Here is a 15,447-nt window from a genome sequence, read left to right as displayed (position 1 = left end):
TACATGACCCAGAAGATCATTCGCGTCGGTAACATCGAGATCGCCAACGACAAGCCGTTCGTCCTGTTCGGCGGCATGAACGTGCTGGAATCCCGTGACCTGGCCATGAAGGTCTGCGAAGAATACGTACGGGTTACCGAGAAACTGGGTATCCCTTATGTCTTCAAGGCCAGCTTCGACAAGGCCAACCGTTCGTCGATCAACTCCTACCGTGGCCCTGGCCTGGAAGAGGGGATGAAGATCTTCGAAGAGATCAAGCGCACCTTCAATGTTCCGATTATCACCGACGTTCACGAGCCGCATCAGGCGCAAGCCGTGGCGAACGTCTGTGACATCATTCAGCTGCCGGCTTTCCTGTCGCGCCAGACTGACCTGGTGGTGGCGATGGCCAAGACCGGCGCAGTGATCAACATCAAGAAGGCCCAGTTCCTCGCACCCCAGGAAATGAAACACATCCTGACCAAGTGCGAAGAGGCCGGAAACGATCAGTTGATTCTCTGTGAGCGTGGTTCGAGCTTCGGCTACAACAACCTTGTGGTAGACATGCTCGGCTTCGGTATCATGAAGCAGTTCCAATACCCGGTGTTCTTCGATGTGACCCATGCCCTGCAGATGCCGGGTGGTCGCTCCGATTCCGCTGGTGGTCGCCGTGCCCAGGTCACCGACCTGGCCAAGGCTGGCCTGAGCCAGGGTCTGGCCGGGCTTTTCCTCGAAGCCCACCCAGACCCGGACAACGCCAAGTGCGACGGTCCATGCGCCCTGCGCCTGGACAAACTGGAGCCATTCCTGGCCCAGCTCAAGCAACTGGACGATCTGGTGAAGAGTTTTCCGACGGTAGAAACCGCGTAATCCTCAATTCTCCGGTAAAGTACCGCTCGTTCAATCCCTGACCCACGGGTCAGGGGTGTGTCTTCGTCGGGCCTGCCCTTTTTCAACAGCCAGGCGAACGGCAAGGATTTTTCTCAGCTGCGTTGTTTTCGTCAATTCTGGAGTGCTTACAACAATGGCAAAAATCGTCGACATCAAAGGTCGTGAAGTTCTCGATTCGCGTGGCAACCCCACCGTAGAAGCGGACGTACTGCTCGACAACGGCATCATCGGCAGTGCTTGCGCGCCGTCCGGTGCTTCCACTGGCTCGCGCGAAGCGCTGGAGCTGCGTGATGGCGACAAAAGCCGTTACATGGGCAAGGGCGTGCTGAAGGCTGTTGCCAACATCAACGGTCCGATCCGCGACCTGCTGCTGGGCAAAGACCCGGTTGACCAGAAAGCCCTCGACCGCGCCATGATCGACCTGGACGGTACCGAGAACAAAGCCAATCTGGGCGCCAACGCCATTCTGGCTGTATCCCTGGCCGCTGCCAAAGCTGCTGCCCAGGATCAGGACCTGCCGTTGTACGCGCACATCGCCAACCTGAACGGCACCCCGGGCCAGTATTCGATGCCGGTTCCGATGATGAACATCATCAACGGTGGCGAGCACGCCGATAATAACGTCGATATTCAGGAGTTCATGGTTCAGCCGGTAGGCGCCAAGACTTTCTCTGACGCGCTGCGCATGGGCACCGAAATTTTCCATCACCTCAAAGCTGTGCTCAAGGCTCGCGGCCTGAACACTGCAGTGGGTGACGAAGGTGGTTTCGCACCGAACCTGGCTTCCAACGAAGACGCTCTGTCGGCTATCGCCGAAGCTGTGGCCAATGCTGGCTACAAGCTGGGCACCGATGTAACTTTGGCGTTGGACTGCGCTGCCAGCGAGTTCTTTGAAGATGGCAAGTACAACCTGTCCGGCGAAGGCAAGTCCTTCGACGCTGCTGGTTTTGCCGACTACCTCAAGGGTCTCAGTGAGCGCTTCCCGATCATCTCGATCGAAGATGGCCTGGACGAGTCCGACTGGGCTGGCTGGAAGATCCTCACCGACAAGATCGGCGACAAGGTGCAGTTGGTCGGTGACGACTTGTTCGTAACCAACACCAAGATCCTCAAGGAAGGCATCGACAAGAACATTGCCAACTCGATCCTGATCAAGTTCAACCAGATCGGTTCGCTGACCGAAACCCTTGAAGCCATTCAGATGGCCAAGGCTGCCGGTTACACTGCAGTGATCTCGCACCGTTCGGGCGAAACCGAAGACTCGACCATTGCCGACCTGGCCGTGGGTACCGCTGCCGGCCAGATCAAGACCGGTTCGCTGTGCCGTTCCGACCGCGTTTCCAAGTACAACCAGTTGCTGCGTATCGAAGAGCAACTGGGCAGCAAGGCTGTGTACCGTGGTCGTGCCGAGTTTCGCGGCTAAGCAAGAGATGGTAAAAAGACAGCAGCCAAGGTTAGCTGAGCAGCCATACTGACTGTTCAGCAACTTGTGCAGCAGGTCTGTGTACACAAAGCCTGGCTTCGGTCAGGCTTCGTGCCATCAGTGCCCTGTACAGGCGGCGGTCTTTTTCCACTGGATACCCTGATGCGCAGTCCTTATTGGTTGTTCCTCGTCCTGCTCCTACTGCTCGGTGGCCTGCAGTATCGCCTGTGGGTGGGCAATGGCAGCCTGGCCCATGTCACCGAACTCAAGCAGCAAATTGCGGAACAGCACGCCGAGAACGAGCGGCTGCTGGAACGTAATCGTGTGCTTGATGCTGAAGTACTGGAGTTGAAGAAAGGTATGGAAACCGTCGAAGAACGGGCTCGCCACGAACTGGGTATGGTCAAGGAGGGTGAAACCCTCTACCAGCTTGCCCAATGAACCAGACCTTGCCGGCCTTCTGGGCCGTGATTCCTGCTGCGGGCGTTGGTGCCCGCATGGCTGCCGACCGTCCCAAGCAGTACCTGCAATTGGGCGGGCAGACCATTCTCGAGCATAGCCTCGACTGTTTTCTCGACCATCCCTGCGTAAAAGGGGTGGTGGTCAGTGTTGCTGCTGACGACCCTTATTGGCCTAGCCTGCGTTGCGCCAGCGATCCGCGCATTCAGCGTGCCGCTGGAGGCTTGGAGCGCGCCGACTCGGTGCTCAATGCCTTGTTGCTGTTACACGCACAGGGTGCTGCCGACAGCGATTGGGTGTTGGTACACGATGCCGCTCGGCCGAACCTTGCGCGCAGCGACCTTGATCGGCTGCTGTTTGAACTTGCTGACGACCCGGTTGGCGGGCTGCTGGCGGTGCCCGCGCGCGATACGCTCAAGCGCGCCGATGGTAAGGGCCGGGTCAGTTCTACCATTGATCGCAGCGTTGTTTGGCAGGCGTACACCCCGCAGATGTTTCGTTTGGGCACTTTGCATCGGGCGCTGGCTGATAGCCTGGTGGCGGATGTGGCGATCACCGATGAGTCCTCGGCCATCGAATGGGCCGGACAGGCACCGCGCTTGATCGAAGGGCGCAGTGACAACATCAAGGTCACTCGACCGGAAGACCTGGAATGGTTGCGCCAGCGCTGGGCCAAACGCTGCTGAAAGCCCCCGTCTGTAGCGGCGGGCTTGCCTGCGATCGTAACTGCCCATAAGCGAAGTTTTCCCTGAATACGCGGGAGCTGCTTCAGCCCGCGCGATACTCGGGTAGACGCGCCAACCCCTCGCGTAAATAATCCACCAGCTTGCGTACTTTCGGTGACAGGTGCCGTTGCTGTGGATACAGCGCCCAGACCGCGGTGTTGGGTGGTTGCTGGGCCTCAAGCAGCGACACCAATGTGCCCGTCTTCAAGTGTTCCAATACGTAGTAATCCGGAAGCTGACACAACCCTATGCCTTGCAATGCAGCGTCCAGCACCGCCTGGCCGCTGTTGCAGCGCCAATTGCCCTGTACCCGCAGAGCATGCTCACGGCCGTCCTGTTGCAGGGTCCACACATCCGAGCTGCCGATCAGGCAATTATGCCGTGCCAACTCCGAAAGGCTGTGCGGACGCCCGTAACGCTCGAGGTAGGCAGGCGATGCGCACACATACATGCGTCGCGCAGCCAAGCGGCTGGCGACCAGGCGCGAGTCCTGCAAACGGCCCAGACGAATGGCCAGATCCATGCCTTCATGGACCAGGTCCAGGGTGCGGTTGCTCAGTTCGATATCGACTCGTAACTGTGGGTATAACGCCATGAATCGCGTTACCAACGGAACAATGAAGCGCTCGCCATAGGCCACCGCACAAGTCATGCGCAGCAACCCCTTGGGTTCACTGGTGAGGTCGCCGATGGCGCGCAGCGCTTCCTCACGGCCATCTTGCAGGCGCTGGCAGTGTTGAAGAAAGGTTTGTCCGGCCTCGCTCAAGGTCACTTTTCGTGTGCTGCGGTACAGCAAGCGAGTTTGCAGGCGATCTTCCAGTCGGGCGATCTGGCGGCTGATATGCGAGGACGAAACCCCCAAACGCTCGGCTGCTGCAGTGAACTGGCCTGACTCCGCCACCGCGACGAATTCATCGATCCCTTCCCAGCGACTGCTCATTGATTATCCCTGTATGGCAATAATGTTTTGTCTTTGCCCGGATTATTAAGCAAAACAGGATGAATTACACTTCGAGCTTGAACCAACCTCTTGCTGGAGAAGATTGATGATCAAGTCCCGTGCCGCTGTTGCCTTCGAGGCGAAGAAACCGCTGGAAATCGTCGAAGTCGATGTGGCAATGCCCCAGGCTGGCGAAGTGCTGCTTCGCGTTGTTGCCAGCGGTGTCTGCCATACCGATGCGTACACGCTGTCCGGTGCGGACCCTGAAGGTATCTTTCCATCGATTCTGGGTCATGAAGGCGGAGCTATCGTCGAGGCCGTGGGCGAGGGCGTCACTTCGGTAGCCGTGGGTGATCATGTTATCCCGCTGTATACACCCGAATGTGGCCAGTGCAAATTCTGCCGTTCCGGCAAGACCAACCTGTGCCAGGCCATCCGTGCGACCCAGGGCAAAGGCCTGATGCCAGATGGCACAACACGTTTTTCCTACAAAGGTCAGCAGTTGTTCCATTACATGGGTACTTCGACTTTTTCCGAGTACACCGTGCTGCCGGAAATTTCCGTGGCCAAGATCCAGAAAGAAGCGCCGCTGGAAAAAGTCTGCCTGCTCGGCTGCGGCGTCACTACTGGCATCGGCGCAGTGCTCAACACCGCCAAGGTAAAGCCGGGTGACACCGTGGCTGTATTCGGTCTTGGCGGTATTGGTCTCTCGGCGATCATTGGTGCAGTCAAAGCCAAGGCTTCTCGGATCATTGCCGTAGACATCAACCCGAGCAAATTTGAAATCGCCCGGCAGTTGGGTGCCACCGATTGCGTCAACCCAAAGGACTACGATCGTCCGATCCAGGAGGTAATTGTCGACCTCACCGATGGCGGCGTGGACTTCTCGTTCGAATGCGTCGGCAACGTGCAACTGATGCGCGCAGCGCTGGAATGCTGCCACAAGGGTTGGGGTGAATCGGTGATCATTGGCGTTGCCGGTGCCGGCCAGGAGATCTCGACGCGTCCGTTCCAACTGGTTACGGGTCGGGTATGGCGCGGTTCGGCCTTCGGTGGCGTGCGTGGCCGCAGCGAGTTGCCAAGCTACGTTGAAATGTCGGAAAAAGGTGAGATTCCGCTGGATACGTTCATTACCCATACCATGGGTCTGGAAGATATCAACAAGGCTTTCGACCTGATGCATGAAGGCAAGAGCATTCGCAGCGTCATTCATTTCTGAGGTTAGCCATGAGCCTGGAAAACATTTCCTGCCAGAAAAGCTTTGGTGGCTGGCACAAGCGCTACCGCCACCGGTCCGAAGTGCTGGGTTGCGACATGGTGTTTGCCGTTTACCTACCACCTCAGGCAGAGCATGGCGGCAAGCTGCCCGTGCTGTATTGGCTTAGCGGCCTGACCTGCACGGACGAAAACTTCATGCAGAAGGCTGGGGCACAGAAGCTTGCCGCCGAGTTGGGGTTGATCATCGTTGCGCCTGACACCAGCCCTCGTGGGCCGCAAGTGCCGACAGATCCGGAGGGTGCCTGGGACTTTGGCCTGGGGGCCGGTTTCTACCTCAATGCCAGCGAGCAGCCCTGGGCGCAGAACTATCGCATGCACGACTATGTTGTGCAGGAACTGCCAAAATTGGTCGAGGCGCATTTTCCAGCCTCCGATCTGCGCGGGATCAGTGGGCATTCGATGGGTGGGCACGGAGCGTTGGTCTGTGCGCTGCGCAATCCTGGGCGTTATCGCTCTGTGTCGGCGTTCTCACCGATCAGTAATCCAATGGATTGCCCATGGGGACAGAAGGCATTTTCGCGCTTCCTGGGCGAAGATCGGGCGCGCTGGCGCGAGTGGGATGCCAGTGTGTTGATAGCCGAGGCTCAACAGCGTTTACCGCTGCTGGTGGACCAGGGGGATCGTGACGACTTTCTTGAAAACCAGCTCAAGCCACAGGCATTGATCCAGGCCGCGCAAGCGGCAGGCCATCCACTGGATCTGCGCATGCAGCCAGGCTATGACCATAGTTACTACTTCATCGCCAGCTTTATCGATGAGCATTTGCGCCATCATGGAGTGGCACTGGGTTTGTTGTAGGCACCGTCTTACAAATCAGCCTAATGCCCGGCAAAGCAGGTAGAATCACGCCCTGACTCAATCAGGGCGTTTTTTTATGCGTATTGGCCACGGCTACGATGTGCACCGCTTCGCGGAAGGCGATTTCATCACCTTGGGTGGGGTGCGCATTGCGCACAAGTTCGGGCTGCTGGCCCATTCCGATGGCGACGTGGTGTTGCACGCCCTGAGCGATGCCTTGCTTGGGGCTGCGGCGCTGGGTGACATCGGTAAGCACTTTCCCGATACCGACCCTCAGTTCAAAGGCGCCGACAGTCGTGTATTGCTGCGCCATGTGCTCAATATCGTTCAGGCCAAAGGCTGGAAGGTTGGCAATGTCGACGCCACTATTGTCGCCCAGGCACCCAAAATGGCGCCGCACATCGACACCATGCGTGAACTGATTGCTCTGGACCTGCAGGTCGAGCTCGATCAGGTCAACGTCAAGGCCACCACTACCGAGAAGCTTGGCTTCACCGGTCGCGAGGAGGGCATTGCCGTACACGCTGTCGCCTTGTTGCTGCCCGCATGAATGAACTGCAACTGTTAGGCCCGCGCGCGTCGGGCCCGGTACTCGGCAACGCTATTCTCAAAGCCACCGCGGAAGACTTTCAGGTCGATGAGGTGCTGGACATCCCGCTGTCCGGTAACGGTGAACACCTGTGGTTGTGGGTCGAGAAGCGCAATCTAAACACTGAGGAGGCCGCGCGCCGTTTGGCCCGGGCCGCCGGTGTACCGCTGCGCAATATCAGCTACGCCGGTCTGAAGGATCGCCAGGCACTGACCCGTCAATGGTTCAGTCTGCACCTGCCAGGCAAGGCCGACCCGGATCTTGGCGCGGCCGAAAACGAGACCCTGGGCATCCTCAAACGCACCCGGCACTCACGCAAGCTGCAGCGTGGCGCGCATTCAGCCAACGGCTTCACCTTGCGCCTGACGGGTCTGAACGCCGATCACCCAGCCCTGGATGCACGCCTGGAGCAATTGCGCAGTCAGGGCGTCCCCAACTATTTCGGTATCCAGCGTTTTGGTCACGAAGGCGGCAACATTCATGACGCCCGTGACTGGGCTGGGCGCCAGGCTTTGCCAGAACAGCGCAACGTGCGTTCGCGACTGCTTTCCAGCGCGCGCAGCTACCTGTTCAATCAGGTGTTGGCGCAACGGGTGGCCGACGGAAGTTGGCAGCACGCTCAGATCGGTGATCTTCTGGCCTTTACTGACAGTCGCAGTTTTTTCCCGGCGGGCGAGGCGGAGTGTTCCGATCCGCGTCTGGCAATTCTTGACGTGCATCCCACCGGTCCGATGTGGGGCGAGGGGCTGCCAGCTACCAGTGGCGCCCCTGGCGAACTGGAACAACGTCTCGGCGAACAGCACGCTTCGCTGTGCCAATGGCTGGCGCGGGCGGGCATGGCTCAAGAACGTCGTATCCTGCGACTGCCCATTGGCGGTCTGACGTGGCATTATCCCGAGCCTGATGTTCTGCAACTGGAATTCGTCCTGCCGGCCGGATGCTTTGCCACCGTAGTGGTGCGCGAGCTTGTTGAGCTGGTGTCGGTAGGGCAGACGGACAGCTAATGCATATTCTGATTTCGAACGACGACGGGGTTACCGCACCGGGGCTCGCCGCGCTGCACGCTGCGCTGGCCGATTATGCCGAATGTGTGGTCATAGCTCCCGACCAAGACAAAAGCGGCGCCAGCAGCTCGCTGACGCTCGACCGTCCACTGTGCCCGCAGACTTTGCCCAACGGCTATATCAGTCTCAATGGCACGCCTACCGACTGTGTGCACCTGGGGCTCAACGGCTTGCTCGAGCAAACGCCGGACATGGTGGTGTCGGGGATCAACCTAGGCGCCAACCTGGGTGATGACGTATTGTATTCCGGGACTGTCGCGGCAGCGCTGGAGGGGCGTTTCCTGGGCGGGACGTCTTTCGCGTTCTCGCTGCTGTCGCGCCTTCCAGACAATCTGCCGACTGCTGCCTATTTTGCCCGTAAGTTGGTTGAGGCGCACAAGAGCCTGGAATTGCCGCCGCGAACAGTGCTCAATGTAAACATTCCCAACCTGCCGCTGGAGCATATCCGTGGCATCCAGTTGACGCGCCTGGGGCACCGTGCCCGCGCTGCGGCACCTACCAAGGTGGTCAACCCAAGGGGCAAGGAAGGTTACTGGATCGCGGTGGCGGGTGACGCTGAAGATGGCGGCCCGGGCACCGATTTTCATGCGGTGATGCAGGGTTTCGTCTCGATCACACCATTGCAGCTAGACCGCACTTTCAACGATGCATTCGAGCGTCTGGATGGTTGGCTGGAGGGGCTGCTCTGATGCGCGAACAGGAGGATCTGATGCGCCATGGTATCGGTTTTACCTCTGAGCGAACTCGTGAACGTCTGATCAAGCGCCTGATGGAAGAAGGGGTGTCCAACCCCAAGGTGCTCGACGTATTACGGCGTACGCCACGTCACTTGTTTGTCGACGAGGCCCTGGCTCATCGCGCCTATGAAGACACTGCGCTGCCAATCGGCAACAATCAGACGATCTCCCAGCCGTTCATGGTTGCGCACATGAGTGAACTGTTGCTCGAAGCAGGTCCTCTGGACAAGGTGCTGGAGATCGGCACCGGTTCTGGCTATCAGACTGCAATCCTCGCCCAGTTGGTCGAACGGGTTTTTTCGGTTGAACGCATCAAAGTGCTTCAGGATCGCGCCAAGGAGCGACTGACCGAGCTGAACTTGCGCAATGTGGTGTTCCGCTGGGGGGATGGTTGTGAAGGCTGGCCGGCGCTCGCACCGTACAACGGCATCATCGTTACCGCCGTTGCTCCGGAAGTTCCGCAAGCCTTGCTTGACCAGTTGGCACCTGGTGGACGCATGGTCATCCCCGTAGGGCCAACGGGTGAAACCCAGCAGTTGATGCTGATCGTGCGCGAAGAGCATGGTTTTTCGCGACGAGTATTGGGCGCCGTGCGCTTCGTCCCCCTGCTGACCGGGCCGTTGGCCTGATCAGCTTTTTTTCGTAGCGGGCGAATTACTCCGGTATTGCTCTGTCTATCTGCCTGGCTGCCCCTAATCTGTCAGGGTTCACATTTGCGAAGACCCGGTGTCCGCAAGGTGCATGTGCTCGGTTATAATTGAAACACTATTGCATTTTCACAGCGTTCACCAAGAGAGGGAGCGGCGGGTGGGTCACACAATCATTCAGCAGCGCAGGGGATTTTCGAGCTTCAAGCTTCTGGTGATTGCACTTGCCGTGGGTTCACTATTGTCCGGCTGCTCCAGCACCTCCTCCAACAGTGCCCGAGTGGTAGACCGCAATGCACCGGCGGTAGCCAAGCGCCCAGCCACTACTAGTGGTCAGTATGTGGTGCGCCCCGGCGATACCTTGTTCTCTATCGCCTTTCGTTACGGTTGGGATTACAAGGACCTGGCTGCGCGTAACGGTATTGCGCCGCCCTATACCATCCGCCCCGGACAGGCTATTCGATTTGATAACCGTACGGGGGGCGCTGTTGCAGGTGCAACCAAGGTCGTTACTTCCTCCTCCTCTTCTTCAAGCAAAACCACCGTCACCACCCGCCCGGCAGGTACGCCTGCGAAGCCGCCGACAACGGCGCCAACCACTCCAGCGCCAGTGGTGAGCGCCACTACGGCGGCCCCGGTGCAGGTGCCTGCAACGGAGCGTGTAGTGGGCGGCTGGGCCTGGCCGGCTAGCGGTGTGTTGATTGGAAAATTTGCTTCAAACGGTAGTTTGAATAAAGGCATTGATATCGCCGGTGATTTGGGACAGCCTGTTTTTGCTGCGTCTGATGGTTCAGTTGTCTACGCCGGGAGTGGCTTGCGGGGCTACGGCGAGTTGGTAATCATCAAACACAGCGATACCTACGTCAGTGCCTACGGTCACAACCGCAGGCTTTTGGTTCGGGAGGGTCAGCAGGTCAAAGTAGGGCAGACAATTGCCGAAATGGGTTCCACGGGCACAGACCGGGTGAAGCTGCATTTTGAGATTCGCCGCCAGGGCAAACCTGTTGATCCGCTGCAGTTCCTGCCGCGTCGTTGATTGCTAGAACCCGGCCTGTTCCTCGCGTAGAGGGGACAGGCTCCAGCGCTGCCAAGGATATCGGCGTCGCTTGAGTCTGAGTTCGAACTCAGCAAAGGACTATAACAATGGCTCTCAGTAAAGAAGTGCCGGAGTTTGACATCGACGATGAAGTTCTCCTGATGGAGACCGGCATTGTTTTGGAAACGGATGCGGTGTCAGACGAACCTGCTGTATCTACGGTTCGGACCAAGGCTAAACAAGGCTCCTCACTCAAGCAGCACAAGTATATCGACTATACGCGCGCGCTTGATGCAACCCAGTTGTACCTCAATGAAATCGGCTTTTCGCCTTTACTCTCACCCGAGGAAGAGGTTCATTTTGCGCGCCTGTCGCAAAGTGGCGATCCGGCCGGGCGCAAGCGCATGATTGAGAGCAACCTGCGTCTGGTGGTGAAAATCGCCCGACGCTATGTCAATCGTGGGCTGTCGTTGCTGGACCTGATCGAGGAAGGCAACCTGGGGTTGATTCGTGCAGTCGAGAAATTCGACCCTGAACGTGGTTTCCGTTTCTCTACCTATGCTACCTGGTGGATTCGGCAAACTATCGAACGGGCAATCATGAACCAGACCCGTACGATTCGCTTGCCCATTCATGTGGTCAAGGAGCTTAACGTTTACCTGCGCGCTGCTCGCGAACTGACCCAGAAGCTCGATCACGAACCGTCCCCGGAAGAGATCGCCAGCCTCCTGGAAAAACCAGTTGGTGAAGTTAAACGCATGCTCGGGCTCAACGAGCGGGTATCGTCAGTGGATGTGTCCCTGGGGCCAGACTCTGACAAGACCTTGCTTGATACCCTGACCGATGACCGCCCCACTGACCCTTGTGAGTTGCTCCAGGATGACGACCTGTCCCAGAGCATCGATCAATGGTTGAGTGAACTGACCGACAAGCAGCGGGAAGTGGTGATTCGTCGTTTTGGCCTGCGGGGGCATGAAAGCAGTACCCTGGAGGATGTTGGACTGGAGATAGGCTTGACCCGTGAACGGGTTCGCCAGATCCAGGTAGAGGGGCTCAAGCGCCTGCGTGAGATCCTTGAGAAGAATGGCTTGTCCAGTGAGTCGCTGTTCCAGTAAGCATTGCTTGCAGCAAAGAACGCCTCGACATGATCGAGGCGTTTTTGTTTGTAGCGTTGCCCTGGTTGTTGCTAATGCTTGTGCCGCAGCGTAAAGCGTCTAAGGGTAAATGTTTCCTTTCAATACCAGTGAAACATTTGGACTCGACGGATGATGCCTTCCAAGGGTGTCTGAGTGCGTTTCCGTGTAGGCGTTTGCTTACGTGCGGTGTAAGCCATCAGTAAGAATTCAAGTAAATTTATGCCGATTATTTCGTGATCGTTTTTGTAAGTTATTGAAAAATAAAATTATTCTTTTTTATTTCAGCAATGTTTCTGCAGCTTTTTGAGAGCTTTAACCAGTTGCTGTAAATATTGCGCACGCTAGTATCTGAACTGTGTCTACGGACTGACACAGGCTTTCAAGGATGACGGCCAAGGACATCGCAGGACGCGATTCATCAGGACGATGACAGGGAATAAAGGGACTACGGAAAAAATGTGGGCGGGTCAAACCGCCCCTTTTTTTGCCCGCGATAAACATGAAAAAAGGCCCTTGAAGGGCCTTTTTTTGATCCGGAGCGCTTAGCGCTCCAGGTCTGCGATCTTGCCTGGCTTGCCATCCCACTCTTCAGCGTCTGGCAGGGGATCCTTACGCTCGGTGATGTTTGGCCAGATTTCTGCCAGCTCGGCATTGATCTCGATAAAGTTCTCCATGCCGCTTGGCACTTCGTCTTCCGAGAAAATGGCTTGGGCAGGGCATTCAGGCTCACAAAGTGCACAGTCGATGCACTCATCCGGGTGAATGACCAGGAAGTTCGGGCCTTCGTAAAAGCAGTCCACCGGACAGACTTCTACGCAGTCGGTGTACTTGCACTTGATGCAGTTGTCGGTGACGACGAAGGTCATTTCTAATTCTCTCCTCAGGCGACGGCAGCGATACCCTTCCAGACAGGGTCGCTCGGTTTGATCATCTGGCTGCAGGCCAGGCTAGTAACCTGCAGCACCGTCAAACCGCGCGGGATTCTATCAGCTTGTGCGGGCTCGCGTTATAACAGAGTCTTTAGTGTATAGAGCATTTCGATAGCTTGACGCGGCGTCATGTTGTCCAGGTCGAGCTTCCCGAGCTTCTCAATGGCCGGGTGAGGCAGGCTGGCAAACAAGTCGCTCTGGTGCGGAACATCAGGCGCACCTTTGGGCACAACGGGCATTTCATGGGGCAAACTGGCGGTTTCCAGCCTGCCCAGGTGTTCGCGTGCACGCTGGATTACCGGCGTTGGAACGCCGGCCAGCTGGGCCACGGCCAGACCGTAGCTCTGACTGGCAGGCCCCGGCAGCACATGGTGAAGAAAGACAATACGTTCGTTGTGCTCGGTTGCATTCAGGTGGACGTTGGCAACCAGTGGCTGGTTTTCCGGCAACACCGTAAGTTCGAAGTAGTGCGTGGCAAACAACGTATAGGCACGTAGCTGGGCCAGGCGCTCGGCCGCTGCCCAAGCCAGCGACAGGCCGTCGAAGGTGCTCGTCCCACGACCCACTTCGTCCATCAGCACCAAGCTGCGGTCGGTAGCGTTATGCAGGATGTTGGCGGTTTCACTCATCTCGACCATGAAGGTCGAACGCCCGCCGGCCAGGTCATCGCTGGAGCCGATACGGGTGAAAATCCGATCTACCAGTGACAGCTCGCAACTGGCGGCGGGTACAAAGCTGCCGATATGCGCCATCAGCACGATCAAGGCGGTCTGACGCATGTAAGTGGATTTACCACCCATGTTCGGGCCGGTGATCACCAGCATGCGGGTGTTGTCATCCAGGTTCAGGTCGTTGGCCACGAAAGGTGTGGTCAGTACCTGTTCGACGACTGGATGGCGACCCTGGTTGATGCGCATGCATGGTTCATCAACAAAGTTCGGGCAATTCAAGTCGAGATTCAGCGCGCGTTCGGCAAGATTGCTCAACACATCCAGTTCGGCCAAGGCCGCAGACGTGTCTTGCAGCGGCGCCAGATGGTCGATCAGGGTTTCGAGCAGGGCGTCGTAGAGCATCTTCTCGCGTGCAAGGGCGCGGCTCTTGGCCGACAGTGCCTTGTCTTCGAAGACTTTCAACTCAGGGGTGATAAAGCGCTCTGCGCCCTTGAGTGTCTGGCGACGGATATAGTCGGCGGGTGCCTGTTCGGCTTGTTTGCTCGGCAATTCGATGAAGTAGCCGTGCACACGGTTGTAGCCGACTTTCAGGTTGGCAAGGCCGGTGCGCGCTTTTTCCCGGGCTTCCAGATCGATGAGGAACTGGCCGGCGTTCTCGCTCATCGACAGCAGTTCGTCCAGCTCGCTGTCGTAACCGGTTTTCAGCACTCCGCCGTCACGAATGACAGCAGGTGGGTTGTCGATGATGGCTTTTTCCAGCAGGTCAGCCAATTCCGGGTAAGTCCCCGCAATGACCGCCAGGCGTGCCAGGTGAGGGGCTTCAAGCTCTGCCATGGCATTTTGCAGTTCCGGCAGGGCGCCGAGGGCATCGCGCAGTCGCGCCAGGTCGCGGGGACGGGCGTTACGCAAACCAATTCGGGCGAGAATCCGCTCTAGGTCGCCGATTTCCTTGAGCTGGGGCTGCAGCTTCTCGAAGCGGTAGCTATCGAGCAAGCAGCGAATCGAGCCCTGGCGCGCTTGCAGCACTTTCAGGTCGCGAAGCGGCCGGTTTAGCCAGCGCGTCAGAAGGCGGCTGCCCATGGCGGTCTGACAGCGGTCGATGACCGACTGCAAGGTGTTGTCGCGGCCACCGGCCAGGTTTACATCCAGCTCGAGGTTGCGGCGGCTGGCGCCGTCGAGCACCACGGTGTCGTCCAGGCGTTCATGCTTGAGACTGCGCAGATGCGGCAGGGCGGTACGCTGGGTTTCCTTGGCGTAGCCCAACAAGCAGCCGGCGGCGCCGATGGCCAGGGTAAGCTTCTCGCAGCCAAAGCCTTTGAGGTCCTGGGTTGCGAACTGCTGGCACAGGCTCTTGCGTGCCGAGTCGCGATCAAAATCCCAAGGCGCACGGCGACGCGCGCCACGACGCTTTTCCGCCGGCAGGCCTTGCGGCCAGTCATCGGGAATCAGCAGCTCGACCGGATTGATACGTTCAAGCTCGGCCAGGAGGTTTTCCCAACCCTTGATTTCGACCACGGTGAAGTTGCCACTGGTGATATCCAGCACTGCCAGGCCGAACAGGCGCTCGTCCCCCAGCACCGCAGCAATCAGGTTGTCGCGACGCTCATCGAGCAGCGCTTCGTCACTGACCGTACCTGGCGTGATGATTCGCACAACCTGCCGTTCTACCGGCCCTTTGCTGGTGGCCGGATCGCCAACCTGCTCGCAGATCACCACCGACTCGCCCAACTTCACCAGCTTGGCCAAATACCCCTCGGCCGCGTGGAAGGGGATACCACACATGGGAATCGACTGGCCCGCCGATTGCCCGCGAGCAGTCAGGGTTATGTCCAGGAGTTTTGCGGCCTTCTTCGCATCTTCATAGAAGATTTCGTAGAAGTCGCCCATGCGGTAGAACATCAGTTGGTCTGGGTGCTGATTTTTCAGCTTCCAGTACTGCTGCATCATCGGGGTGTGCGCGGAAAGATCACTCATTACAGAAACATGGCTCGCAGTGTCGTTTAGACCTAAGGCAAGCGGACAATGTTACAGGGATTTTGCCGCGGATGCCGAGCCATCCTGCGCGCCGCGACCATTTGTCCATGCATTTTCGTGCCTCTCCTGCGCGCCTGGTGCTGCTCTGAAGATGTATGCCGCACAGGGCTG

General features: G+C 58.0%; 15 protein-coding genes. 12 read left to right on the top strand and 3 right to left on the bottom strand.

Translation table 11 applies throughout. The annotated features are described in order from the left end of the window. Positions 1–3 precede the first annotated feature (3 nt). The 4 genes from kdsA (at position 4) to ispD (ending at position 3,438) form a co-directional block, all read left to right on the top strand. A complete protein-coding gene (gene kdsA, locus D3Z90_RS20855) occupies positions 4–849 on the top strand; it encodes a 3-deoxy-8-phosphooctulonate synthase (RefSeq protein ID WP_136477811.1) in 846 nt (281 codons plus the stop codon). A gap of 154 nt (positions 850–1,003) precedes the next feature. Beyond that, the gene (gene eno / locus D3Z90_RS20850; protein ID WP_136477810.1) at positions 1,004–2,293 is read left to right on the top strand and encodes a phosphopyruvate hydratase; all 1,290 of its coding nucleotides are present in this window, start codon (positions 1,004–1,006) and stop codon (positions 2,291–2,293) included. 162 nt (positions 2,294–2,455) lie between these two features. Next, complete coding sequence (gene ftsB, locus D3Z90_RS20845) at positions 2,456–2,734, top strand: cell division protein FtsB (protein WP_136477809.1); 279 nt, start codon at positions 2,456–2,458, stop codon at positions 2,732–2,734. Beyond that, complete coding sequence (gene ispD, locus D3Z90_RS20840; protein ID WP_136477808.1) at positions 2,731–3,438, top strand: 2-C-methyl-D-erythritol 4-phosphate cytidylyltransferase; 708 nt, start codon at positions 2,731–2,733, stop codon at positions 3,436–3,438. Before ftsB ends, ispD begins: the two co-directional genes overlap by 4 nt. An 82-nt stretch (positions 3,439–3,520) precedes the next feature. Here ispD and D3Z90_RS20835 read toward each other — a convergent pair whose 3' ends face one another. Next, positions 3,521–4,417: a LysR substrate-binding domain-containing protein gene (locus D3Z90_RS20835; RefSeq protein ID WP_136477807.1), complete on the bottom strand. Its 897-nt coding sequence runs from the start codon at positions 4,415–4,417 to the stop codon at positions 3,521–3,523. Between the two features lie 106 nt (positions 4,418–4,523). On the opposite strand from D3Z90_RS20835, the gene D3Z90_RS20830 reads away from it, so the two are divergent. The 8 genes from D3Z90_RS20830 (at position 4,524) to rpoS (ending at position 11,681) form a co-directional block, all read left to right on the top strand. After that, positions 4,524–5,636 carry an S-(hydroxymethyl)glutathione dehydrogenase/class III alcohol dehydrogenase gene (locus D3Z90_RS20830; protein WP_136477806.1) on the top strand — a complete coding sequence of 371 codons (1,113 nt, stop codon included), beginning with the start codon at positions 4,524–4,526 and terminating at the stop codon, positions 5,634–5,636. 8 nt (positions 5,637–5,644) lie between these two features. Continuing rightward, on the top strand, positions 5,645–6,493 hold the full coding sequence (gene fghA / locus D3Z90_RS20825; protein ID WP_136477805.1) for an S-formylglutathione hydrolase: 849 nt from the start codon (positions 5,645–5,647) through the stop codon (positions 6,491–6,493). A gap of 76 nt (positions 6,494–6,569) precedes the next feature. Beyond that, on the top strand, positions 6,570–7,043 hold the full coding sequence (ispF, locus tag D3Z90_RS20820; protein WP_136477804.1) for a 2-C-methyl-D-erythritol 2,4-cyclodiphosphate synthase: 474 nt from the start codon (positions 6,570–6,572) through the stop codon (positions 7,041–7,043). After that, positions 7,040–8,086, top strand: coding sequence for a tRNA pseudouridine(13) synthase TruD (gene truD / locus D3Z90_RS20815; protein ID WP_136477803.1), 1,047 nt, complete (start codon positions 7,040–7,042; stop codon positions 8,084–8,086). The genes ispF and truD overlap by 4 nt, the downstream gene beginning before the upstream one ends. Further along, entirely contained in the window at positions 8,086–8,835 is a 750-nt protein-coding gene (surE, locus tag D3Z90_RS20810) for a 5'/3'-nucleotidase SurE (RefSeq protein ID WP_136477802.1), read from the top strand. The genes truD and surE overlap by 1 nt, the downstream gene beginning before the upstream one ends. Further along, positions 8,835–9,512, top strand: a complete 678-nt coding sequence (locus D3Z90_RS20805) for a protein-L-isoaspartate(D-aspartate) O-methyltransferase (protein WP_136477801.1) — start codon at positions 8,835–8,837, stop codon at positions 9,510–9,512. Before surE ends, D3Z90_RS20805 begins: the two co-directional genes overlap by 1 nt. 178 nt (positions 9,513–9,690) lie before the next feature. Further along, positions 9,691–10,566, top strand: coding sequence for a peptidoglycan DD-metalloendopeptidase family protein (locus tag D3Z90_RS20800; RefSeq protein WP_136479014.1), 876 nt, complete (start codon positions 9,691–9,693; stop codon positions 10,564–10,566). Between the two features lie 107 nt (positions 10,567–10,673). Next, on the top strand, positions 10,674–11,681 hold the full coding sequence (gene rpoS / locus D3Z90_RS20795; RefSeq protein WP_136477800.1) for an RNA polymerase sigma factor RpoS: 1,008 nt from the start codon (positions 10,674–10,676) through the stop codon (positions 11,679–11,681). A 563-nt stretch (positions 11,682–12,244) separates the two neighbouring features. On the opposite strand, the gene fdxA is transcribed toward rpoS, so the two are convergent. Then, entirely contained in the window at positions 12,245–12,568 is a 324-nt protein-coding gene (fdxA, locus tag D3Z90_RS20790; protein WP_136477799.1) for a ferredoxin FdxA, read from the bottom strand. 140 nt (positions 12,569–12,708) lie between these two features. Beyond that, a complete protein-coding gene (gene mutS, locus D3Z90_RS20785; protein ID WP_136477798.1) occupies positions 12,709–15,276 on the bottom strand; it encodes a DNA mismatch repair protein MutS in 2,568 nt (855 codons plus the stop codon). Positions 15,277–15,447: the final 171 nt, after the last annotated feature.

Source organism: Pseudomonas sp. DG56-2, from assembly GCF_004803755.1.
Lineage (GTDB): Bacteria > Pseudomonadota > Gammaproteobacteria > Pseudomonadales > Pseudomonadaceae > Aquipseudomonas > Aquipseudomonas auratipiscis.
This window is presented reverse-complemented; position numbering and strand designations above follow the sequence as displayed.

Coding starts and splice junctions, on each gene's coding strand:
- kdsA (WP_136477811.1), top strand. CDS start 4: ATGACCCAGAAGATCATTCGCGTCGGTAACATCGAGATCGCCAACGAC.
- eno (WP_136477810.1), top strand. CDS start 1,004: ATGGCAAAAATCGTCGACATCAAAGGTCGTGAAGTTCTCGATTCGCGT.
- ftsB (WP_136477809.1), top strand. CDS start 2,456: ATGCGCAGTCCTTATTGGTTGTTCCTCGTCCTGCTCCTACTGCTCGGT.
- ispD (WP_136477808.1), top strand. CDS start 2,731: ATGAACCAGACCTTGCCGGCCTTCTGGGCCGTGATTCCTGCTGCGGGC.
- D3Z90_RS20835 (WP_136477807.1), bottom strand. CDS start 4,417: ATGAGCAGTCGCTGGGAAGGGATCGATGAATTCGTCGCGGTGGCGGAG.
- D3Z90_RS20830 (WP_136477806.1), top strand. CDS start 4,524: ATGATCAAGTCCCGTGCCGCTGTTGCCTTCGAGGCGAAGAAACCGCTG.
- fghA (WP_136477805.1), top strand. CDS start 5,645: ATGAGCCTGGAAAACATTTCCTGCCAGAAAAGCTTTGGTGGCTGGCAC.
- ispF (WP_136477804.1), top strand. CDS start 6,570: ATGCGTATTGGCCACGGCTACGATGTGCACCGCTTCGCGGAAGGCGAT.
- truD (WP_136477803.1), top strand. CDS start 7,040: ATGAATGAACTGCAACTGTTAGGCCCGCGCGCGTCGGGCCCGGTACTC.
- surE (WP_136477802.1), top strand. CDS start 8,086: ATGCATATTCTGATTTCGAACGACGACGGGGTTACCGCACCGGGGCTC.
- D3Z90_RS20805 (WP_136477801.1), top strand. CDS start 8,835: ATGCGCGAACAGGAGGATCTGATGCGCCATGGTATCGGTTTTACCTCT.
- rpoS (WP_136477800.1), top strand. CDS start 10,674: ATGGCTCTCAGTAAAGAAGTGCCGGAGTTTGACATCGACGATGAAGTT.
- fdxA (WP_136477799.1), bottom strand. CDS start 12,568: ATGACCTTCGTCGTCACCGACAACTGCATCAAGTGCAAGTACACCGAC.
- mutS (WP_136477798.1), bottom strand. CDS start 15,276: ATGAGTGATCTTTCCGCGCACACCCCGATGATGCAGCAGTACTGGAAG.